Origin of the sequence: Curtobacterium flaccumfaciens, assembly GCF_051548005.1 — a bacterium.
In the GTDB taxonomy this organism is placed as follows: domain Bacteria; phylum Actinomycetota; class Actinomycetes; order Actinomycetales; family Microbacteriaceae; genus Curtobacterium.
Window position 1 is genome coordinate 1 of sequence record NZ_JBPUGH010000062.1, and the last position, 18,513, is coordinate 18,513.

Consider the following 18,513-nt stretch of genomic DNA (forward strand, 5'->3'; position numbering starts at 1 on the left):
CGTGAAGCCTGGGCCGACGCCGGCATCGACGCCGAGTCCGTGGTGCCCGAGCGCCTCATCGTCGACTGGGCCACGGGCATCGGCGGCGTGAACACCCTCCTCGACGCCTGGGACACCCTGCGCGAGAAGGGTCCGCGCCGCGTCATGCCGATGACGGTGCCGATGCTCATGGCGAACGGCCCCGCGGCCGCCATCGAGATGGAGTTCGGCGCGCGCGGCGGAGCCCGCACGTACCTCTCCGCCTGCGCGTCGTCGACCGAGTCACTGGCCGAGGCGTACCGGCACGTCGCGACCGGTGAAGCCGACATCGTCATCGCTGGTGGCGCCGAGGCCGCGCTGCACCCGCTGCCGCTCGCCGCGTTCGCCGCGATGCAGGCGCTGTCGCGTCGCAACGACTCCCCCGAGACCGCCTCGCGTCCGTACGACGTCACGCGCGACGGCTTCGTGCTCGGCGACGGTGCTGCGGCGCTCATCCTCGAGACCAAGGAGCACGCCGAGGCCCGCGGTGCGACGATCTACGCCGAGGTCGCCGGTGCCGGCATCACCTCGGACGCGTTCCACATCACCGCACCCGACCCCGAGGGCAGCGCTGCGGCCCGTGCGGTCCTCCAGGCGCTCGAGCACGCCGGCGCCGGCCGTGAGGACGTCGTCCACGTCAACGCGCACGCCACCTCCACCCCGGTGGGCGACGTCGCCGAGTACCACGCCATGCGCCGGGTCTTCGGCGACCACCTCGACGACGTCGTGGTCTCGGCCACGAAGGCGTCGACGGGGCACCTGCTCGGCGGTGCGGGTGCGATCGAGGCCGTGTTCACGGTCCTCGCGCTCCACAACCGGGTCGCGCCGCCGACCATCAACCTCACCGACCAGGACCCGGAGATCGTGATGGACGTGGCGCGCGAGCCGCGCCAGCTCCCGGACGGCGACCTGCTCGCGGTGAGCAACTCGTTCGGCTTCGGCGGACACAACGCCGTGGTCGCGTTCCGCAGCGCGTAGCCACGTCCGGCGCGCTGGTCGCGCTCGACGCGCTGGTCGCGTCCGCACCGGCCTGGAGGCCCGCCCCGCGTCGTCGGGGCGGGCCTCCGCTGGTTCCGTGGCCGGTCTGGGCGCGTGCCGCGGGCGGCGAACTCTGCGTCATCTCGGGACAGCGACAGAACCCGCCCGCGCCGTCACGGTCGTCTGTCGCTTCTCTGGCCCGCGCTCTGTCGCTTTCGCAAAGGCGACAGAGCGACGCTGGGGCGCAGCGTGGAACTGTCGCTTTCGCGCGAAGGGCGTGGAGCCGGCGGCGGGCTAGCCGGAGACTCGGGCAGCGCCGCACGAGACTCGAGGCCCGCGGGGACGACGAACGCCGCCGGGCACGGGGCCGGGCGGCGTTCGAGGAAGCGGAGGAAGCGCGGGGACGGATCAGCCGACGCGGTGGAGCCAGACGACGGGGTTGCCCTCGGCGGCGTGGCGGAACGGCTCGAGCTCGTCGTCCCAGGCCTGGCCGAGCGCCAGACGCAGCTCGCGGTGGAGTTCGAGCGCGTTGCTGCCAGCGACCTCCATGGCGTAGCGGACACGGTCCTCGGGGACGACCATGTTGCCGGTCACGTCGGTCTGCGCGTAGAACACCCCGAGGTCGGGCGTGTGCATCCACCGGCCGCCGTCGGAAGCACTGGTCGGCTCCTCGGTGACCTCGTACCGCAGGTGCTCCCAGCCGCGCAGCGCAGAGGCGATCGCCGCGCCGGTGCCGACCGTGCCGGTCCACGTGAACTCGGTCCGGCGGGCGCCGTCCTGCGCCGGCTGGTCGAGCCACGAGAAGTTCACGGCGCGGTTCATCGCGCGACCTGCCGCCCATTCGACGTGCGGGCAGAGCGCGCGTGGTGCGGAGTGCACGTAGAGCACTCCGGTCGTCGTTCCGTTCACGATTCCTCCGATTCGTCAGGTGCGACTTCCCCATCGACCTGAGCACTCGGAACCGTTCTCGGAACCATCGGTATGCGATTGTGATGTCCTGCCGGACACGCCCATTATGCAGCGTCAGCGCTGGGAACGCCAGGCCGGGCCCGACGTCAGTGCAGAACCGTACCGGAGGTGTCGACGGGGTGCCGCTCCCCCGCGGTGATCGCCACCGGCACGCGGTTCTCGGCGGGCGGCACCGGGCAGGCGAACAGGTACGAGAAGGCGCACGGCGGCAGGACGGCGCGGTTCCAGTCGAGGGCGACCTCGGCGGGTCCGCCCGGGTCGTCGAAGTACAGGAAGCGGCCCATCGAGTACGTGCTCGACGGATCGCTTTCGGGGAAGGCGCTCGTGGCGTCCTGGACGATGAGCTGCAGCCGCGCAGATCCGCGGAACGCCGCGGACCGGACCGCCACGAGCCGCACGGCGACGTCGCCGACGGTGGTGGTGACGTGTCCGGCGACCGGGAGCGGGACGCCGGCGGCGTCGAGGACGCTGCCCCGCGCCTCCAGGCCGTCGCGCACCGGTTCGTACCTGCCGGAGGTGACCCAGGCCGCATCGTCGTCGAAGCGGGCGATCCGAGCGAAGCGACCGATCGCCTCGGATGCCGGGTTCCACACGCGCAGGGTCCCGTCCGCCACCGTCCCGGCGAGGCCGCCGGGGAAGGCCACCACCGACGGCACCACGGCCTGCTCGGCCGCGACGAAGACCGTGCCGTCGACGGGGACGCCGTCCACGACGACCTCGTCATCGGGGGCCGCGGTGACGGTCAGGCCGCCCGGCGCGGGGGCCCAGCGGCCAGGGACGGGCCAGACCGCCTGCTCGACGTCGACGTGCTCCGCGTTCACGAGTGCGAGTGGGCCACGGGGACCGCGCGCCCAGCGGTCCCGCTCCGTGACGTGCTCCGCGAACGCGGTCATGCCTGCTGTTGCCGCGGGTAGATGACCTTCTGGACGATGATGATCACCGACGCGGCGATGGGCACCGCGACGAGTGCGCCGAGCACACCGCCGATGGTGCCGCCGGCGACCGCGGCGATGACCACGAGGGCACCCGGTACCTGCACCGCACGCGACATGATGCGCGGGGAGATCACGTACGCCTCGACCTGCATGTACACGAGGTAGTAGACCGCCGCCGTCAGCGCGGTCGCCGGAGACGCGAACAGGCAGAGCAGCGAGATCACGACCGCCGCGCTCAGCGTCCCCACGAGCGGGATGAGCGAACCGAGGAAGGCGAAGGACGCGAGCAGGACGGGCAGCGGCGCGCCGATGATGAGCAGGAAGACCAGGCTGAGGACGCCGTTGATGAGCGCCTGCGAGATCTGGCCGACGACGTAGCGGCCGACGGCCTGGGTGATCTGCTCGCTGACGTCGATGAAGTTCTCGCGGCGGGACGCCGGCACGAACCGGTAGGTCATCGACTTCAGGCCACGCATCGACGCGAGGAAGTAAAGCATCAGGATGAGCACGATGAGCGCGCCCGTGAGCCCGGAGAGGATGCCACCGCCGACCGCGAGGATGCCACCGCCGAGGTTGAGCAGGTTGCCCGGGTCCTCGGCGAAGGACTGGACGGACTGCAGGGCGTGTTCGATGTCGAACGAGCCGCTGAACTGCTTCGAGAGGTCCTGGAACCAGTCCTGCCGCGAGATGTCCTGGATGATGTCCGGGAAGTTCTGGATGAGGTTCGTCGCCTGCTGGATCAGGATCGGCACGACCGCGAAGATCACGCCGACGAACGCGGCGAGGACCGCGACCACCACCGCGAGGATGGCGGTCCACCGCGGGATGAACCGCTCGAGGAACGACACGAGGGGGTCGATCCCGAGCGCGAGGAACAGCGCAACCCCGATGTAGACGAGGACGGTGCTGAGCTCCCGGACGACGGCGCCGGCCGCGAGGGCGACGAGTACACCGATCGCCCCCATGAAGCCGATGCGGAACGCGTTGACACGGACGCCCGTGCCGCCGCGGGTCACCTCGAACGTGACGTTCGGGGTCGGTCCGAGGGGGTCGTGGTCGTGCGGCTTGCGCCGTGGGAGCTGCATGTGGGCGGGCCTTGTCTCGTAGGGCGGGCCCGGTCGGTCGGACCTGCTCGAACCCACGCCGGACCGGAGGGCGGCGTCGGGGTCGTAGGGCGGGCGGGACTCGAACCCGCGGATCGTTCGGTTATGAGCCGACTGCCTTGACCAGCTTGGCTACCGCCCCTCGCCGGCGACCCGTCAGGCCACCGGCTCCCCACGATACAGCGCCTCGAACGTCGCGAGCGTGCGGTTGATGTCGTGTGGCTGGATCATCTCGAGACTCCGCTGCCGCATGGCCACGTAGTCCTCGTCCGACGCGGTGAGCACCATCGTGAGCTTCTCGGCGAGGTCGCGTTCGTCGCCGGGACGGAACAGGTACCCGTTGCCGTCGACCAGGTGCGGCAGCGCCATCGAGTCGGCCGCGACCACGGGGAGGCCCGACGCCATGCCCTCGAGCGACGAGATGCTCTGCAGCTCCGCCGTCGACGGCATCGCGAAGACGGTCGCGTTGGTCAGTGCGGTGCGCTTGTCCTCGTCGGTCACGAACCCCGCGAAGCGCACGCGGTCCTCGAGGCCGAGCTCGCGGGCGAGCGCGGTGAGCTTCGGGATCATCTCGCCGCCGCCGACGATGGTCAGGTGCGCGTGCAGTTCCGCTGGGAGCAGCGGCAGCGCACAGACGAGGACGTCGAGGTTCTTCTCCGGCGCGACCCGGCCGACGAAGACGATCTCGTTGTTCACGGGTCGGCCCTCGCGGGCGACGTACCGGGTGACGTCGAGTCCGCAGGAGATCGCGAGGACGCGCTGCCCGGCGATGGCCTTCTTCAGGTAGTCGGCCGCGAGGTTCGTCGGCGTCGTGATGGCGTCGGCGATGCGGTACGTCTTCGCCGCATCGCGCCAGGCGATCCGGATCGCGGTCGGGACGATCCACTTGCTCAGCGGGGCGTAGTCGAGCAGGTTCTCCGGCATGAAGTGGTTCGTCGCCACGACGCGGATGCCGCGGTCGTGGGCCTCACGGGCGACACCGCGACCGACGATGATGTGCGACTGGATGTGCACCACGTCCGGACGGACGGCGTCGATGATCGGGCCGGTCAGCTTCCGGACGCTCCACGGCCAGACGAACCGCAGCCACGCGTGCGTCGGGTACTTGTACGACTTGAGCCGGTGCACGACGAGCTGCACGCCACTGTGCTCCTCCTCGAAGGTGCCGTGGTGGCTCGAGGACGCCGGGGCGATGACGTGGACCTCGTGGCCGCGCTCGGCCAGCCCCACGGCGAGCTGCTCGGCGAAGGTCGCGGCGCCGTTGACGTCGGGCGGGAAGGTGTCCGCCGCGATGAGGACCCGGAGCGGCCGGTGCTCGGCCGTCGCACCCGTCGACTCGGCGGTGGCGGTGGTGGCATCTGCTGACACGGCGGGCAAGGTCCTCTCGTGGGCGGTGTCCTGGTCGGTGTGGAACGCTACCGTACGCGCTCCCGGCCCGGCGTCCGCCTCGCGGTGGACCGTCGGTCGCACAGCTCACCGACCAGGGTCGCGACCGTCAGCGCCGCGCACGTTCGGACCGGGTCCGTCAGGACCGTGTCTGGGGGTGGTGCTTCGCGAGGAGGAACACCCCGGTGATCGCGATGGCGGCCGCGACGACGAACCCGAGCACGGCACCGACGGGCGCGCCGGTGGCCTCGTCGAGGACGATCACGCCGATGCCGACCGCGACGATCGGGTCGATGACGGTGAGCCCGGCGATGACGAGGTCGGCGGAGCCGCTCGAGTAGGCGTTCTGCACGAAGTACCCGCCGAGCGACGCGGCGACCACGACCCCGAGGATCGCGACGACCGTGAGCCAGTCGAAGGTTCCGTTGAGCAGGCGGTTCAGCACGACCTTCGCCAGGGTCGCGACGAAGCCGTAGAGCACGCCGGCGCCGACGATGTAGTACAGCGCGTTGCGGTGCTGCGCCACGAACCGGAAGGACACGAGCACGAGCGCCAGCACGACCGCGAGGATCACCAGCACCGTGATGAGCTGCTGCCGCGTGATGGCGCTCTCGTGCCCGACGAACGCGGCGATGGCGACGAAGATGCCGACGCCGATGATGCACGTCCACACCGCGCGGCGCGCCCGACGCCCGAGGGGGACGCCGCTGGCACGCGAGGAGAACCACGTCGTGATGACGAGCGCGACGGCACCGAGGGGCTGCACGACGATGAGCGGTGCGTTGGCGATGCTGAACAGCTGCAGCACGACGGCCAACCCGAGCATGAGCGTGCCGAGCACCCAGTACCCGCTCGACACCAGCGCGAGGACGTGGCGGAGGCTGAGTCCCTTCGACTGCCGCCCGAGCCGGGCCTCGACCCGCTGGACGCCTCGGCTCTGGAACTGCGCTCCGAGCGACAGGAAGACCGCACCGAGCAGTGCGACGGGGATCATGAGCGCCTGGAACGGGGTCAGGTTGCTGACCGCGTCGGGGAGCGGGAGGTCCGTCGTCACGCGTCGAGGCTACCGGTCCTCGCCGGATAACCTGGGTGAATGGCCGTCCTCCCGATCCGCATCACCGGTGAACCCGTCCTCCACGAGCGCGCGGCGGAGGTGACCGAGTTCGACGACGCACTCCGCGAGCTCGTGGCGGACATGTTCGAGACGATGGACCTGGCTCCCGGTGTCGGACTCGCCGGTCCGCAGGTGGGCGTCGGGAAGCGGCTCTTCGTCTACTCATGGACCGATGATGACGAGGTCCTGCACCGCGGCGCAGCGGTGAACCCCGTCCTGTGGATCACTCCCCCGGTCCCCGAGGCCGTGGAGGAACTCGACGAGGACGACGAGTCCGAGGGGTGCCTGTCGATCCCGGGCGAGCGCTTCCCGCTCCGACGGTCCGAGGGTGCGCTCCTCCGTGCGTTCGACGAGCACGGGGATCCGTTCGAGGTCGAGGCCCACGGGTGGCTCGCCCGCGTCTTCCAGCACGAGTACGACCACCTCGACGGGTACCTGTACGCGGACCGCCTCGTGCACCCCTACGGCAAGCAGGTCACGAAGGCGATCCGGAAGAACAGCTGGGGTGGGCCGGGCAAGTCCTGGCTGCCCGGTCGCGACCACCCGGAGGGCTGAGCGCGCGCGTCGGTGGGACGGGCGTGCTCCGCACGCTGACGATCCGGCCTGGAGGCACGGGTCACCCCCGGTACGACGTCAGTGCCTCGCGCAGGCGGTCGCGTTCGGGGTGTCCGGGGCAGTACGCGAGCAGCCCCGCCGCGCGCTTCGCCGCCTGCTCCGTGCGCACCCGATCGACCCACGGTCCGGCTCCGCGTACCGCGCACCACGCGGCGAGCTCCTCGAGCGACGCCGTGCCGTCGGCGGCGCGGACCGCACCGGCCTGCTGGTCGGACATCGCGCTGCCGGTGGTCCGGGTCGCCGTGCACGACGCCCGACGGTCCTCCCACACGGCCGAGTAGGTCGTGTAGGTCTCGGTCGCATCGCCCTTGCCCGTGCGGCACGTGAAGGCGAACATGACCGGCGCGGTACCCGTCACGGCGGCACCCGCGCCACGGGTGCTCGACGGCTCCTCGGGATCGGCCTCGGCGGACGTGCACGCGCTCAGCAGCACGCTCGCCGTGACGACGAGCGCCACGGTGAGGACGGGCCGGATCGAGCGCACCTGAGAACGCTAACAGGGTCCGCCGCGTGCCTCCCGAGTCTCGCGCAGAACGCCTGACTCTCGTGCATCCGCCCCGGCCCGAGTCTCGCGCCGCGTGCCCCGAGTCTCGCGCCGCCGACCCCGAGTCTCGTGCCCCCTACCCCGAGTCTCGCGCCGCCGACCTCGAGTCTCGCGCCGCCGACCCCGAGTCTCGCGCCGCCGACCCCCGTCGCCGTCGCCGACGACGACGTCGACACCCACGCCCACTGCGACGCCGCACACGCAAAAGACCCCCACCGCGAACGGTGGGGGTCTGTCGCTCCCCGAGTTGGACTCGAACCAACAACCTGCCGGTTAACAGCCGGCTGCTCTGCCAATTGAGCTATCGAGGATCAGTTGCTCTGCTGAACAACGGGTAACAGCATAGCAGCACGCCGAGCCCGCTCACCGCATCGACCCCGCACCCCGGGCGTGGCGTCCCGCCGTTGCCGTGGACAACGCGCGCCGGACGCCAGACGCCAGACGCCAGACGACGCTCAGTAGCCCGCAGCCGGGTCGACGACCCCGACGAACCCGGAACCGTCCCCGCGCAGGAACGCCGCCGTGTTCGCACGGACCCGCTCGGCGAGGAGCGGCGCCACCATCTCCGGCGTGTCCGCCTGGTGCGGCGTGATGATCGCCCCGGGCTCGCCCCAGAGCGGGTGACCGTCGGGCAGCGGCTCCGGGTCGGTCACGTCGAGCCCCGCCGCAGCGATCGACCCGTCGCGCAGCGCGGTCACGAGCGCGTCGGTGTCGACGAGCCCCCCTCGTGCGATGTTCACGAGCCGGGCCGAGTCCTTCATGACGGCGAACTGGTCTGCGCCGAGCAGCTTCGACGTGCCGGAGGTCATCGCGGCCGCGATCATCACGACGTCGGCATCGGGCAGGACGTCGTCGAGCTGGTCGGTCGACACCGTCCGGTCGGCGGACTCCACCGGCGACGACGACCGCCGCACGACGGTCACGTGGACGTCGAAGGGCCGCAGCAGCCGTATGTACTCCAGCGCGATGCCCCCGGCGCCGATCACGACGACGTTCCGCCCGTACAGCGAGACCCCCTCGGGCTCGGTGGCCCACGAGGTCGCACGAGCACGCTTCTGCAGCACCCGGAGCGTGGCCAGGGTCAGCGCGAGGGCGTGTTCGGCCACCGGTTCTGCGTAGGCACCCTTCGCGGAGGTGAACAGGACCCGGTCGCCGTGGGCTTCGATCAGCCCGGCGAACGCGTCGACACCCGCGAACGGCAGCTGCACCCAGGAGACACCGGGGGCCTCGTCGAGCGCCGAGGCGAGCCCGTCCGGGTCCCGCGCGTCGAGCCAGACGATCCCGCGCGTGTCCTCGCCGAGGGGTGCGACGGTCCCGCCGGCGTCGACCACGGCCGAGACGTGCAGGTCGGCCTCGGCGGGCAGGATCGCGACCGGACCGGACTGCGGTGGGGGCACGGGCAGCGGCGCGCCGGCGTCGGTGATGACCGCGCGGTGACCCCGAGCTCCCGCCGACGTGGCGACGTCGGTTCCGGCACTCACGACCGCTCCTGCCGCTCGAGCCGAGCGACGGTCGCGGCGGGCACCGCTGCGACGGACGCAGCCGAGCCCGCTCCGACGGACGCGGCGGGACCCGCTCCGGGTGACGAAGCCGAGCCGGGCCGTCGCGGAGCCGACGAACGGCGGGGCGAGGACGGAGCAGCGGCGGCACCGGCCCCCGCGGGTCGACGCTTGACCGGGCGCGAGGCCGTCGCGGCGAGGGTCTTCACGTAGGGATCGACCGGGTTGTCGAGCACCTCGTCGAACGTTCCGAGGCCGACGACCCGACCGTCGGCCATCACGGCGACGCGGTCGGCGAGGGCGCGTGCCTCGCGGAGGTCGCTCGACACGACGATCGCCGAGAACTGGCGGTTCCGCTGCAGGTTCGCGAGGGCCTCGAGGACGGACTGACGCACGAGCACGTCGACGCCGCGCGCCGGCTCGTCGGCGACGAGGAGCTGCGGCTCGAGGATGAGCGCCCGCGCCAGGGCCACCCGCTGCCGCTGACCGCTCGACAGCTCCCACGTGTTGAGGCGCATGGACCCGAGCGGCAGGTGCACCGCGTCGAGCAGCCGGGCGACCATGAGGCCCGCTTCCTTCCGGTCGAAGCGACGGTCGCGGACGTAGATGGGCTCCGCGACGGCCTCGCCGACGGTCAGGTCGGGGCTCAGCCGGTCGGCGCCGTCCTGCGGGAGGTACCCGATCCGACCGCTCAGTCGGTCGAGCTTCCGCGAGGACGCCCGGAGGCCGCGGGTCTTCTGCCCGAGGACGGTGAGCTCGCCGCCGACGATCTGACGACGGTACGCGCCCTCGCCCTCGCCGTGGGCGCCGAGCTGTCCGGCGATCGCCGCCGCGAGCGTCGACTTGCCCGACCCGGACTCACCGAGCACCGCGAGGATCTCCCCCTGCCGCAGCGACAGGCTGACGCCGTCGACCGCGCGGATCGGCTCCCCCGCTCGTCCGCTCCGGTACTCGATCGACACGTCGTCCGCGACGACCGCAGGGCCGTTCACCGCGATCATGGGTCCCCTTCCACGCCGCCCCCTGGCGGCGGTCCGCGCGGCGACGTGGGAGACGTCGCCGCGTGTGCACAGCAGTGGAGGCGACCGCCTGGAGGCGCGACGCGCGTCGTCGACGCGGGTCGCGCCTCCAGGCTGGCCCGGTCGGGTCAGGACCCGACGTTCTCCAGTGCTTCCAGCGTACGCCGTCGCTCGGCCTGTTCGGCCGGGTCCGGCACCGGGAGCGACGCCAGCAGTCGCTGCGTGTAGGGGTGCTGCGGCGCGCCGAGGACCTGCGCGGTCGTGCCGGTCTCCACGAGGTCGCCGCGGTACAGCACGGCGATCCTGTCGGAGAGCGCGCCGACCACGGCGAGGTCGTGGCTGATGAAGAGCGACGCGAACCCGAGGTCCTGCTGGAGCTCCAGGAACAGCTCGAGGACCCGCGCCTGCACCGACACGTCGAGCGCACTCGTCGGCTCGTCGGCGATGAGGAGCTTCGGCCGGAGCGCGAGCGACCGTGCCAACGATGCGCGCTGGCGCTGCCCGCCGGAGAGCTCGTGTGGGTAGCGGTCGCCGTACGCCGCCGGCAGCTGCACCGCCTCGAGCAGTTCGTCGACGCGCTTCCGGGCCGCACGCGGACTCCGGACCTCGCCGTGCACGACGAGCGGCTCGGCGACGCACTCCGCGATGGTGAGCAGCGGGTTGAACGACGTCGCCGGGTCCTGGAACACGAACCCGATGTCCTTGCGGTGCCGCTTGAAGTCGCGCTCCCGGTAGCCGAGCATCTCGGTGCCGAGGACGTTCAGCGAGCCGCCCGTGATCCGGGTGAGTCCGGCGATCGCCCGGCCGATGGTGGTCTTGCCCGAGCCGGACTCCCCCACGAGGCCGAGGACCTCGCCGGGGCGGATCGCGAGGTCGACGCCCTTGACCGCCTTGAACGCGTGCGACCCGAGCCGACCGGGGTACTCGATCTCGAGCCCCCTCGCCGACACGAGCGGCTCGACGTCCTCGGAGATCGCGGCGCGGCGCGCCGTGCCCGTCGAGGCCTCGAGTCGGGGCACCGCGGCGAGCAGGCGCTTCGTGTAGTCGGCCTGCGGGTTCGCGAACAGCTCGCGGACCGGGGCCTCCTCGACGATCTCGCCCTGGTACATGACGGCGACGCGGTCCGCCAGGTCGGCCACCACGCCCATGTTGTGCGTGATGATGACGATCGCGGCGCCGAACTCGTCGCGGCAGCGCCGGAGGAGGTCGAGGATCTCCGCCTGCACGGTCACGTCGAGCGCGGTGGTCGGCTCGTCGGCGATGATGACGCTCGGCTCGAGGGCCAGCGCGCTCGCGATGACGACGCGCTGCTTCTGCCCGCCGGAGAACTGGTGCGGGTAGTGGTCGACGCGCTCCTCCGGGTCGGGGATGCCGACGCGGCGGAGGTAGTCGATCGCCTTCGCCCGGGCCTCCTTCTTCGAGACGCCACCGTGGGCGCGGAGCCCCTCGGCGATCTGCCACCCGACGGTGAAGACGGGGTTGAGCGCGGTGCTGGGCTCCTGGAAGACCATCGCGCCGGCGGTGCCGCGGAGCTCGCGGAGCTTCTGGGCGCCGACGCTCACGACGTCGGTGCCGTCGAGGTACACGGCCCCGCCGAGCGTCGCGGTCTCGGGCATGAGCCGGAGCATGCTGCGGGCGGTGACGGACTTGCCGGAGCCGGATTCCCCGACGAGGGCGAGGACCTCACCGGGCCGCACGTCGATGCTGACGCCCTTGACGGCGTCGACGGCACCGTTGTCGGTGGCGAAGGTGACGGTCAGGTCGTCGACGACGGCGACCGGCTCGGCGCGCGTGGCGTCGGTCGGTCGTTCCGGTCCGGCCGGGAGGCCCGTGGTTGCGTCCGTCATGCGGCCGCTCCTTCCGTGCTGGCCGCCTGCTTGCGCGACACCAGCTGCTTCAGCCGGCGGCGGGCGCGCAGACGGGGGTCGGAGATGTCGTTGAGGCTCTCCCCGATGAAGGTCACACCGAGCACGAGCACGACGATCGCGACACCCGGGAACACACCCGTCCACCAGACGCCCGACGCGACGTCGGACAGCGCGCGGCTGAGGTCGTAGCCCCACTCGGCGCCCGCGGTCGGGCCGATCCCGAACCCGAGGAAGCCGAGGCCCGCGAGCGTCAGGATCGCGTCGCTCGCGTTCAGCGTGAGGATGAGCGGGAGGCTCCGCGTGCTGTTGCGCAGGACGTGGCGGGTCATGATCCGCCACGGGTTGGTCCCCATCACGCGGGCCGACTCGACGAAGGCCTCGTTCTTCAGCCGGACGGCCTCGGCGCGGACGACCCGGAAGTACTGCGGCACGTAGACCACCGTGATCGAGATGGCTGCGGCGATGATGCCGCCCGCGTAGCTCGAGTTGCCGCCGGACACCACGATCGAGACGACGATCGCGAGGAGCAGCGACGGGAAGGCGTAGATCGCGTCGGCGACGACGACCAGGACCCGGTCGAGCCAACCGCCGAGGTAGCCGGACACCATGCCGAGGATCACACCGATCGTGATCGACACGATGACCGCGACGATGACGACGAGGACGGCCGTGCGAGCGCCGTAGACGACGCGGCTGAACACGTCGAACCCACCGACCGTGGTGCCCCAGATGTGCTCCGGGCTCGGTGCCGCCGTGCGCGGGAAGCCCTGGCCGTCGGCACCCTGCAGCTGGCCGAAGCCGTACGGGGCGATGAGCGGTGCGGCGATCGCGACGATGAGGTACAGGGCGCAGACGACCACGCCGGTGATGAGCATGGCGCGCTGCCAGCCGGTGCTCCTGCGGAGCTGGACGACCACGGGCAGGCGCTTCCACAGCGGCTCGTGGCGGTCGACGAGGGCGGTGTCGGCCATCGCTAGAACCTCACTCTCGGGTCGATGAGCGCGGCGACGACGTCGACGATGAAGTTCGTCACGGCGACGATCACCGCGAGCATCGCGACGATGCCCTGGACCGCGACGAAGTCGCGGGCCGACAGGTACTGGTTGAGCTCGAAGCCGAGCCCACGCCACCCGAAGGTGGTCTCGGTCAGGACGGAACCACCGAGCAGCATGGCGATCTGGAGTCCCATGACCGTGATGATCGGCACGAGGGCGGGACGGAAGGCGTGTGTCCGGACGAGCCGTGCCTCCCGGACGCCGCGTGAGCGGGCCGCGTCGACGTACTCGGAACCGAGCGAGCCGATCATGTTGGCGCGCACGAGGCGGAGGAAGATGCCGGCGGTGAGCAGCCCCAGCGTCAGTGCGGGCAGGACGGCGTGCGCCAGCACGTCCCCGATGATCTGGGCGTTGCCGGTGCGGAGCGCGTCGATGATGTAGATGCCGCTCGCGCCGGGGATGTTGTCGAGCACGAGGCTGACCCGTGTCGACGCACGGTCGCCGAGCGGCAACCAGCCGAGCCAGACCGAGAACACGAGCTTGAGGAGCAGACCGCCGAAGAAGACCGGCGTCGCGTACGTCAGGATCGCGAGGGCGCGGAACAGCACGTCCGGCCACTTGTCGCGCACGTACGCGGCGAGCATGCCGAGCGGGATGCCGAGGACGAGCGCGACGATGAGCGCGTAGAAGACGAGCTCCGCGGTCGCGCCGCCGTACTGCAGGATGATCTCGGTGATCGGGCGGTGGTCCGTCGTCGTCTCGCCGAAGTTCAGCCGGACGATGTTGCCGAGGTACTCGAGGTACTGCACGAGGACCGGTCGGTCGTAGCCCGCGGCGTGCAGACGTTCCTGCAGCTGGTCGGGCGTGAGACGGCCGCCCACGGACGCGGTGATCGGGTTCCCGATGACGCGCATCAGGAAGAACACGAGCGTCACGAGGATGAAGACGGTCGGGAAGATCAGGAGGAACCGGACGAGGACGTACCGGCCGAGTCCGCCGCCCTGCCCCGAGGCACGTCGCTGTGCCTGGGGCTTGGTGGGGTCGGTGGCCAGGTCCGCGCTCGCTCCGGGGCCGGCGCCGGGGCCGACCTCGGGAGTGCTGAGGGTCACGGGTGGGTGCCTTTCGAGACGTGGTCAGGGGGCGCTCCGTCGTGGAGCGCCCCCTGGGGTCACATCGGTGTTACTTGGAGAGGGTCGCGTAGCGGAACTTGAACGAGGCGTCGAGGGTCAGGCCCTTGACGTCCTTGCCGGCCACGGCGATCGACTTGCCCTGGAGGAGCGGCAGGGTCGAGATCTGCTCGGCCTCACGCTGCTGCGCCTGCTCGATGAGGTCGGCGCGCTTCGACGCGTCCGACTCCGCCTGCTCGTCGGAGATGAGCTTCTGGATCGTCGGGTCGTCGTAGTGGTTCTGCACGAAGTTGTCCTTCGTGAAGAACGGCGACAGGTAGTTGTCCGCGTCCGAGAAGTCGGGGAACCACCCGAGCTGGTACACCGGGTAGGCGTCCTTCGTGCGGTCGACCGCGTAGGTCGTGTAGACCGTCGACTGGATGTTCACGGTGAACAGGCCCGAGTTCTCGAGCTGCGTCTTGAGCTCGGCGTACTCGTCGTCCGACGTCGAACCGTAGTGGTCCGGTGCGTACTGGATGTCGAGCTGCACCTTGCCGGAGACACCGGCGTCGGACAGGGTCTTCTTCGCCTTGTCGACGTCCGCACCACCGTTGCCGTCGCCGTAGAGCGTCTTGAACGGCGTCGCCGCGCCGGTCAGGCCGTCCGGGACCATCGAGTAGAGCGGCGAGTACGTGTTGTTGTACACGTCCTTCGCGAGCTTCTCGCGGTCGACGACGTCCGCGACCGCCTGGCGCACCGCGAGGGCCTTCTTCTCGTCGGCGCCCGACTGGCCGGTGCCGAAAGGCTGCGTCTTGAAGTTGAAGACGAGGTAGCGGATCTCGCCGCCGGGGCCGTCGGTGACCTTGACCTTGTCGTCCTTGCGGAGGTCCGCGATGTCGGTCGGCGTCAGCGAGCGGTACGCCACGTCGACGTCGCCCTTCTGCACGGCGAGCTTGAGGTCGGTCTCCTTGGTGTAGTAGCTGGCGGTGACCTCGTCGGTCTTCGCCTTGCCGAGGAGGCCGTCGTACTCCTTGTTCGCCTTGTACTGGATCGTGTCGTTCTCCTTGTACGAGGTGATCTCGTACTGCCCGGCGAACGCCTTGCCCTTGACGATGTCCGCCGCCGGGGTGAGCTTGTCGGCCGAGAAGACCTGCTCGTCGACGATCGGACCGGCGGGGCTCGAGAGCACCTGCGGCCAGGTCTGATCGGCGTGGTCGAGGTTGAACACGACCGTCGTGTCGTCCGGGGTGTCGATGCTCTTGAGGTTGGCGAGCAGGGACTGCGGGCCGTTCTCGTTGTTGATCTTCAGCTCGCGGTCGAACGAGAACTTCACGTCGCTCGAGGTGAGGTCGTGGCCGTTCGCGAACTTCAGGCCCTTCTTCAGGGTGACCTCGTACGTGGTCGGGTTCGTGAACTCGCCCTTGCTGGCGATGTCCGGCTTGACGTCGGGGCTCCCGACCGGGGTGTTCATCAGGAACGGGAACACCTGGTTCTGCACGGCGAAGGAGCCGTTGTCGTAGGAGCCGGCCGGGTCGAGCGACGTGATCTTGTCGGTCGTGCCGATCGTCATGCCGTTCAGGTCGGCGGACGACACGCTGCCGCTCGCGCAGCCGGTCAGCACCAGCGCCGTCGCTGCTGCTCCGGCGCCGAGCGCGATGCCGCGCTTGCCCCACTTGGTGACGGATGCCATGTCCGTGTACCTCTCTGGTGATGATTGCAGGAGTCCTGACCGGCGGGTGGAACGACTGTGTGCCCGGTCAGGAACGCTCATTGGTACCACCCTGTCACGGAACCGAACGAACCGAGGGCGATTTGTTTACACCGCTGTAATGCAGGACCGCGTCGTCTGGCGCATCATGTCGCCGGTCCTGCGCGGCGTGTCGCGCAGCATTGTTGCGTCAGGCAACACCGCCGGGTCGGCGGGTGCGTCGGTCGCGGCACTGGCTGCCGCCCGCCGGGATGTCGCCCGCCGTCCCCGCCACCTCCAGCCCCCACCGCCACCGCCACCGCCACCACGCACCGGCCGGGGGACTCCGTCACGCTCGACGCCCACGGCCGGCACGTCCTGCCCGCTCGGCGACTCGCGCGCGGCGCGTCCGGCCCGCTCGGCACGCCGACCGCTGGTCGCAGGACATGCCGCCCACGTTCCGCGTCGGTCGCACAACCTGCCGCTCGCTCCGAGACGAGCCGACCGTTCCTGCGACCAACCTCACCCCGCCGGGAGGCACGACCCGCCTCCGACACGCACCGACCGGGCGGACTCCGTCACGCTCGACTCCCGCGGCCAGCGCGGGTGCGCTCAGCGCTGGCCGGCAGCGGCCGCCGCGGCCTCGGAGTCCGCACGCAGCCGCATCCGCTGCGCGTCGATGTCGACGAGCTGCCGCTGGATCTCCGCACGACGGTCGGCCTGCTCGTGCGGGTCCGCTCGCTGCAGCTGTCCGAGCAACGACGCCTTGCGCGCGAGGAGGTCCCGCTCCACGAGTGCCACGACGATGCTCCGGCAGTACAGTGCGAGGTCCTCGTCGGTGCGTGCCGGGATCGGGGACAGCGCGAGCTCCTGCACGAGGCTCCGGAGCGGTGCCGGCACGTCGGCGATCAAGCGGTCGAGCCAGTCCCCCGCCCCGATCGCGTCCACGTTCGCCACGACGGCGTCCCGCACGACGGCGAGCATCGGAGCCGAGAACGTGGCGGCGGCCGCGAGGCCGAGCAACGGCGCACCGACGTGCCCCGGCTGCTGCACCATCGCCATCACCGCGTCGCGCTCCATGCGGGTGATCGGGTCGTTCGGGAGGGACCGGAGCCCGGCCACGGGCTCGTCGGCAGGGGCGACCAGCTCGCCGCCGGGGCCTGCCTGCGCGACCGGCACCGTCCCTCCGATCCGGTCGTCCTGCGCGCCGCGCGCTCGCTGCCGCGCGTTCTCGACCGCACGACGGACCTCGGGGATGTCGAGTCCGAGCCAGCCCGCGAGCTCCCGCACGTAGCCCTGCGTCAGTGACCGGTCGCGGATCGTCGCGAGCACGGGGGCAGCAGCGCGGAGCGCCCCGACGCGACCCTCGACGGTCTCGAGGTCGTGCCCGTCGAGGGTGCGGCGGATCATGAACTCGAACATCGGCCGCTTGTTCGTCACGAGTCGTCGGATGGCGTCGTCGCCGCGCGCGAGCCGGAGGTCGCAGGGATCGAGCCCCTCGGGTGCCACCGCCACGAACGTCTGGGCGGCGAAGCGCTGCTCCTCCGCGAAGGCCCGCGACGCGGCACGCTGACCGGCGTCGTCCGGGTCGAACGTGAAGACGACCTCGCCGTTGGCGTTCGGGTCCGCGCCGCTCACGTCGCCGAGCATCGGTCGGAGCACCTTGATGTGGTCCACGCCGAACGAGGTCCCGCAGGTCGCCACCGCGGTCGTCACCCCGGCGAGGTGGCACGCCATGACGTCGGTGTAGCCCTCGACGATGACGACCTGCTTCTGCTTCGAGATCTCCCGCCGGGCGAGGTCGATCCCGTAGAGCACCTGGCTCTTGTGGTAGATCGGCGTCTCGGGGGTGTTGAGGTACTTCGGGCCCTTGTCGTCGTCGAGGAGCCGCCGCGCACCGAAGCCGATCGTGGCACCGGTGACGTCGCGGATCGGCCACATGAGGCGCCCGCGGAACCGGTCGTACGGCGACCGGTCACCCTGGCTGACGAGCCCGGCGCTCGTGAGTTCCTCGAGCGTGAAGCCACGGCCGCGCAGGTGGTCCTTGAGCGCGTCGTACGACTTCGGCGCGAAGCCGACGCCGAAGTGTTGCGCGGCACCCGGGTCGAAGCCGCGCTCGCCCAGGAAGCGTCGAGCCGGATCGGCAGCCCCGGTGGTGAGCTGCGACGTGAAGAACTCGAGCGCCGCCTCGTTCGCGGCGATGAGCCGAGCCCGGGTGTTGTAGTCGGTGCGCGGACCCTCGCCCTCTTCGTAGTGGAGGGTGAAGCCGATCTTCGCGGCCATGCGCTCGACGGCCTCGGCGAAGGTGGTGTGGTCCTGCGCCATGATGAAGCTGAAGACGTCGCCGTCCTCGCCGCAGCCGAAGCAGTGGTAGCGCCCGACCTGCGGCCGGACGTGGAACGACGGCGATCGCTCGTCGTGGAACGGGCAGAGGCCCTTCATCGAGCCGACGCCCGCGTGCTTCAGGGTGACGTAGTCGCCGACGACGTCCGCGATGTTGACACGCGAGCGGACCTCGTCGATGTCGTTCCGCGCGATCCTGCCAGCCACCCCTCGATCCTAGTTCGTGCCGCCGACCCCCGCCTGCCGCCGGCCCGTCTGTGGACGGCGTTCCGGCCTGGAGGCACGGTGCAGGACCGGCGCGCGCGGCACCGCCGGCCCGTGGTCGCGTCAGCAG

Annotated in this window: 15 protein-coding genes and 2 tRNA genes; 2 read left to right on the forward strand and 15 right to left on the reverse strand. The window is 71.1% G+C overall.

The window, feature by feature from the left end; translation table 11 throughout:
- Positions 1-996 (forward strand): beta-ketoacyl-[acyl-carrier-protein] synthase family protein (locus ACSW7Y_RS09095; RefSeq protein WP_438125980.1); only part of this gene is annotated, 996 nt, incomplete at its 5' end.
- A gap of 408 nt (positions 997-1,404) precedes the next feature.
- Here ACSW7Y_RS09095 and ACSW7Y_RS09100 read toward each other — a convergent pair.
- The 6 genes from ACSW7Y_RS09100 to ACSW7Y_RS09125 all read right to left on the reverse strand — a co-directional run bounded on the left by ACSW7Y_RS09100 (position 1,405) and on the right by ACSW7Y_RS09125 (position 6,443).
- The gene (locus ACSW7Y_RS09100; RefSeq protein ID WP_083513421.1) at positions 1,405-1,884 is read right to left on the reverse strand and encodes a DUF3145 domain-containing protein; all 480 of its coding nucleotides are present in this window, start codon (positions 1,882-1,884) and stop codon (positions 1,405-1,407) included.
- 167 nt (positions 1,885-2,051) lie between these two features.
- A complete protein-coding gene (locus ACSW7Y_RS09105) occupies positions 2,052-2,858 on the reverse strand; it encodes a DUF1684 domain-containing protein (RefSeq protein WP_438125981.1) in 807 nt (268 codons plus the stop codon).
- Positions 2,855-3,985, reverse strand: coding sequence for an AI-2E family transporter (locus ACSW7Y_RS09110; RefSeq protein WP_438125982.1), 1,131 nt, complete (start codon positions 3,983-3,985; stop codon positions 2,855-2,857). The genes ACSW7Y_RS09105 and ACSW7Y_RS09110 overlap by 4 nt, the downstream gene beginning before the upstream one ends.
- 85 nt (positions 3,986-4,070) lie before the next feature.
- A tRNA-Ile gene (locus ACSW7Y_RS09115) sits at positions 4,071-4,145 on the reverse strand.
- A 14-nt stretch (positions 4,146-4,159) separates the two neighbouring features.
- Positions 4,160-5,371 carry a glycosyltransferase gene (locus tag ACSW7Y_RS09120; protein WP_438125983.1) on the reverse strand — a complete coding sequence of 404 codons (1,212 nt, stop codon included), beginning with the start codon at positions 5,369-5,371 and terminating at the stop codon, positions 4,160-4,162.
- 157 nt (positions 5,372-5,528) lie between these two features.
- Entirely contained in the window at positions 5,529-6,443 is a 915-nt protein-coding gene (locus ACSW7Y_RS09125; protein ID WP_438125984.1) for a DMT family transporter, read from the reverse strand.
- A 39-nt stretch (positions 6,444-6,482) separates the two neighbouring features.
- On the opposite strand from ACSW7Y_RS09125, the gene def reads away from it, so the two are divergent.
- Positions 6,483-7,058 carry a peptide deformylase gene (gene def, locus ACSW7Y_RS09130; protein ID WP_438125985.1) on the forward strand — a complete coding sequence of 192 codons (576 nt, stop codon included), beginning with the start codon at positions 6,483-6,485 and terminating at the stop codon, positions 7,056-7,058.
- A 61-nt stretch (positions 7,059-7,119) separates the two neighbouring features.
- Here def and ACSW7Y_RS09135 read toward each other — a convergent pair whose 3' ends face one another.
- The 9 genes from ACSW7Y_RS09135 to dnaG form a co-directional block, all read right to left on the reverse strand.
- Entirely contained in the window at positions 7,120-7,602 is a 483-nt protein-coding gene (locus ACSW7Y_RS09135; protein ID WP_438125986.1) for a hypothetical protein, read from the reverse strand.
- 298 nt (positions 7,603-7,900) lie between these two features.
- Positions 7,901-7,973: transfer RNA gene (locus tag ACSW7Y_RS09140), tRNA-Asn, on the reverse strand.
- 144 nt (positions 7,974-8,117) lie between these two features.
- Positions 8,118-9,143: a D-isomer specific 2-hydroxyacid dehydrogenase family protein gene (locus tag ACSW7Y_RS09145; protein ID WP_438125987.1), complete on the reverse strand. Its 1,026-nt coding sequence runs from the start codon at positions 9,141-9,143 to the stop codon at positions 8,118-8,120.
- Entirely contained in the window at positions 9,140-10,162 is a 1,023-nt protein-coding gene (locus ACSW7Y_RS09150; RefSeq protein WP_438125988.1) for an ATP-binding cassette domain-containing protein, read from the reverse strand. Before ACSW7Y_RS09150 ends, ACSW7Y_RS09145 begins: the two co-directional genes overlap by 4 nt.
- Before the next feature lie 146 nt (positions 10,163-10,308).
- Positions 10,309-12,027 (reverse strand): ABC transporter ATP-binding protein, encoded by a 1,719-nt coding sequence (locus ACSW7Y_RS09155; RefSeq protein WP_438125989.1) that lies wholly within the window; start codon positions 12,025-12,027, stop codon positions 10,309-10,311.
- On the reverse strand, positions 12,024-13,019 hold the full coding sequence (locus ACSW7Y_RS09160) for an ABC transporter permease (RefSeq protein ID WP_438125990.1): 996 nt from the start codon (positions 13,017-13,019) through the stop codon (positions 12,024-12,026). Before ACSW7Y_RS09160 ends, ACSW7Y_RS09155 begins: the two co-directional genes overlap by 4 nt.
- Before the next feature lie 2 nt (positions 13,020-13,021).
- Complete coding sequence (locus ACSW7Y_RS09165) at positions 13,022-14,095, reverse strand: ABC transporter permease (RefSeq protein ID WP_438125993.1); 1,074 nt, start codon at positions 14,093-14,095, stop codon at positions 13,022-13,024.
- A 127-nt stretch (positions 14,096-14,222) separates the two neighbouring features.
- Positions 14,223-15,839 (reverse strand): ABC transporter substrate-binding protein, encoded by a 1,617-nt coding sequence (locus ACSW7Y_RS09170; protein ID WP_438125991.1) that lies wholly within the window; start codon positions 15,837-15,839, stop codon positions 14,223-14,225.
- Between the two features lie 609 nt (positions 15,840-16,448).
- Positions 16,449-18,386 carry a DNA primase gene (gene dnaG, locus ACSW7Y_RS09175; protein ID WP_438125992.1) on the reverse strand — a complete coding sequence of 646 codons (1,938 nt, stop codon included), beginning with the start codon at positions 18,384-18,386 and terminating at the stop codon, positions 16,449-16,451.
- Positions 18,387-18,513: the final 127 nt, after the last annotated feature.

What these genes read in the sequence shown, in the direction of transcription:
- ACSW7Y_RS09105 (WP_438125981.1), bottom strand. Translation starts at nt 2,858, where the DNA reads ATGACCGCGTTCGCGGAGCACGTCACGGAGCGGGACCGCTGGGCGCGC.
- ACSW7Y_RS09110 (WP_438125982.1), bottom strand. Translation starts at nt 3,985, where the DNA reads ATGCAGCTCCCACGGCGCAAGCCGCACGACCACGACCCCCTCGGACCG.
- def (WP_438125985.1), top strand. Translation starts at nt 6,483, where the DNA reads ATGGCCGTCCTCCCGATCCGCATCACCGGTGAACCCGTCCTCCACGAG.
- ACSW7Y_RS09150 (WP_438125988.1), bottom strand. Translation starts at nt 10,162, where the DNA reads ATGATCGCGGTGAACGGCCCTGCGGTCGTCGCGGACGACGTGTCGATC.
- ACSW7Y_RS09155 (WP_438125989.1), bottom strand. Translation starts at nt 12,027, where the DNA reads ATGACGGACGCAACCACGGGCCTCCCGGCCGGACCGGAACGACCGACC.
- ACSW7Y_RS09160 (WP_438125990.1), bottom strand. Translation starts at nt 13,019, where the DNA reads ATGGCCGACACCGCCCTCGTCGACCGCCACGAGCCGCTGTGGAAGCGC.
- ACSW7Y_RS09170 (WP_438125991.1), bottom strand. Translation starts at nt 15,839, where the DNA reads ATGGCATCCGTCACCAAGTGGGGCAAGCGCGGCATCGCGCTCGGCGCC.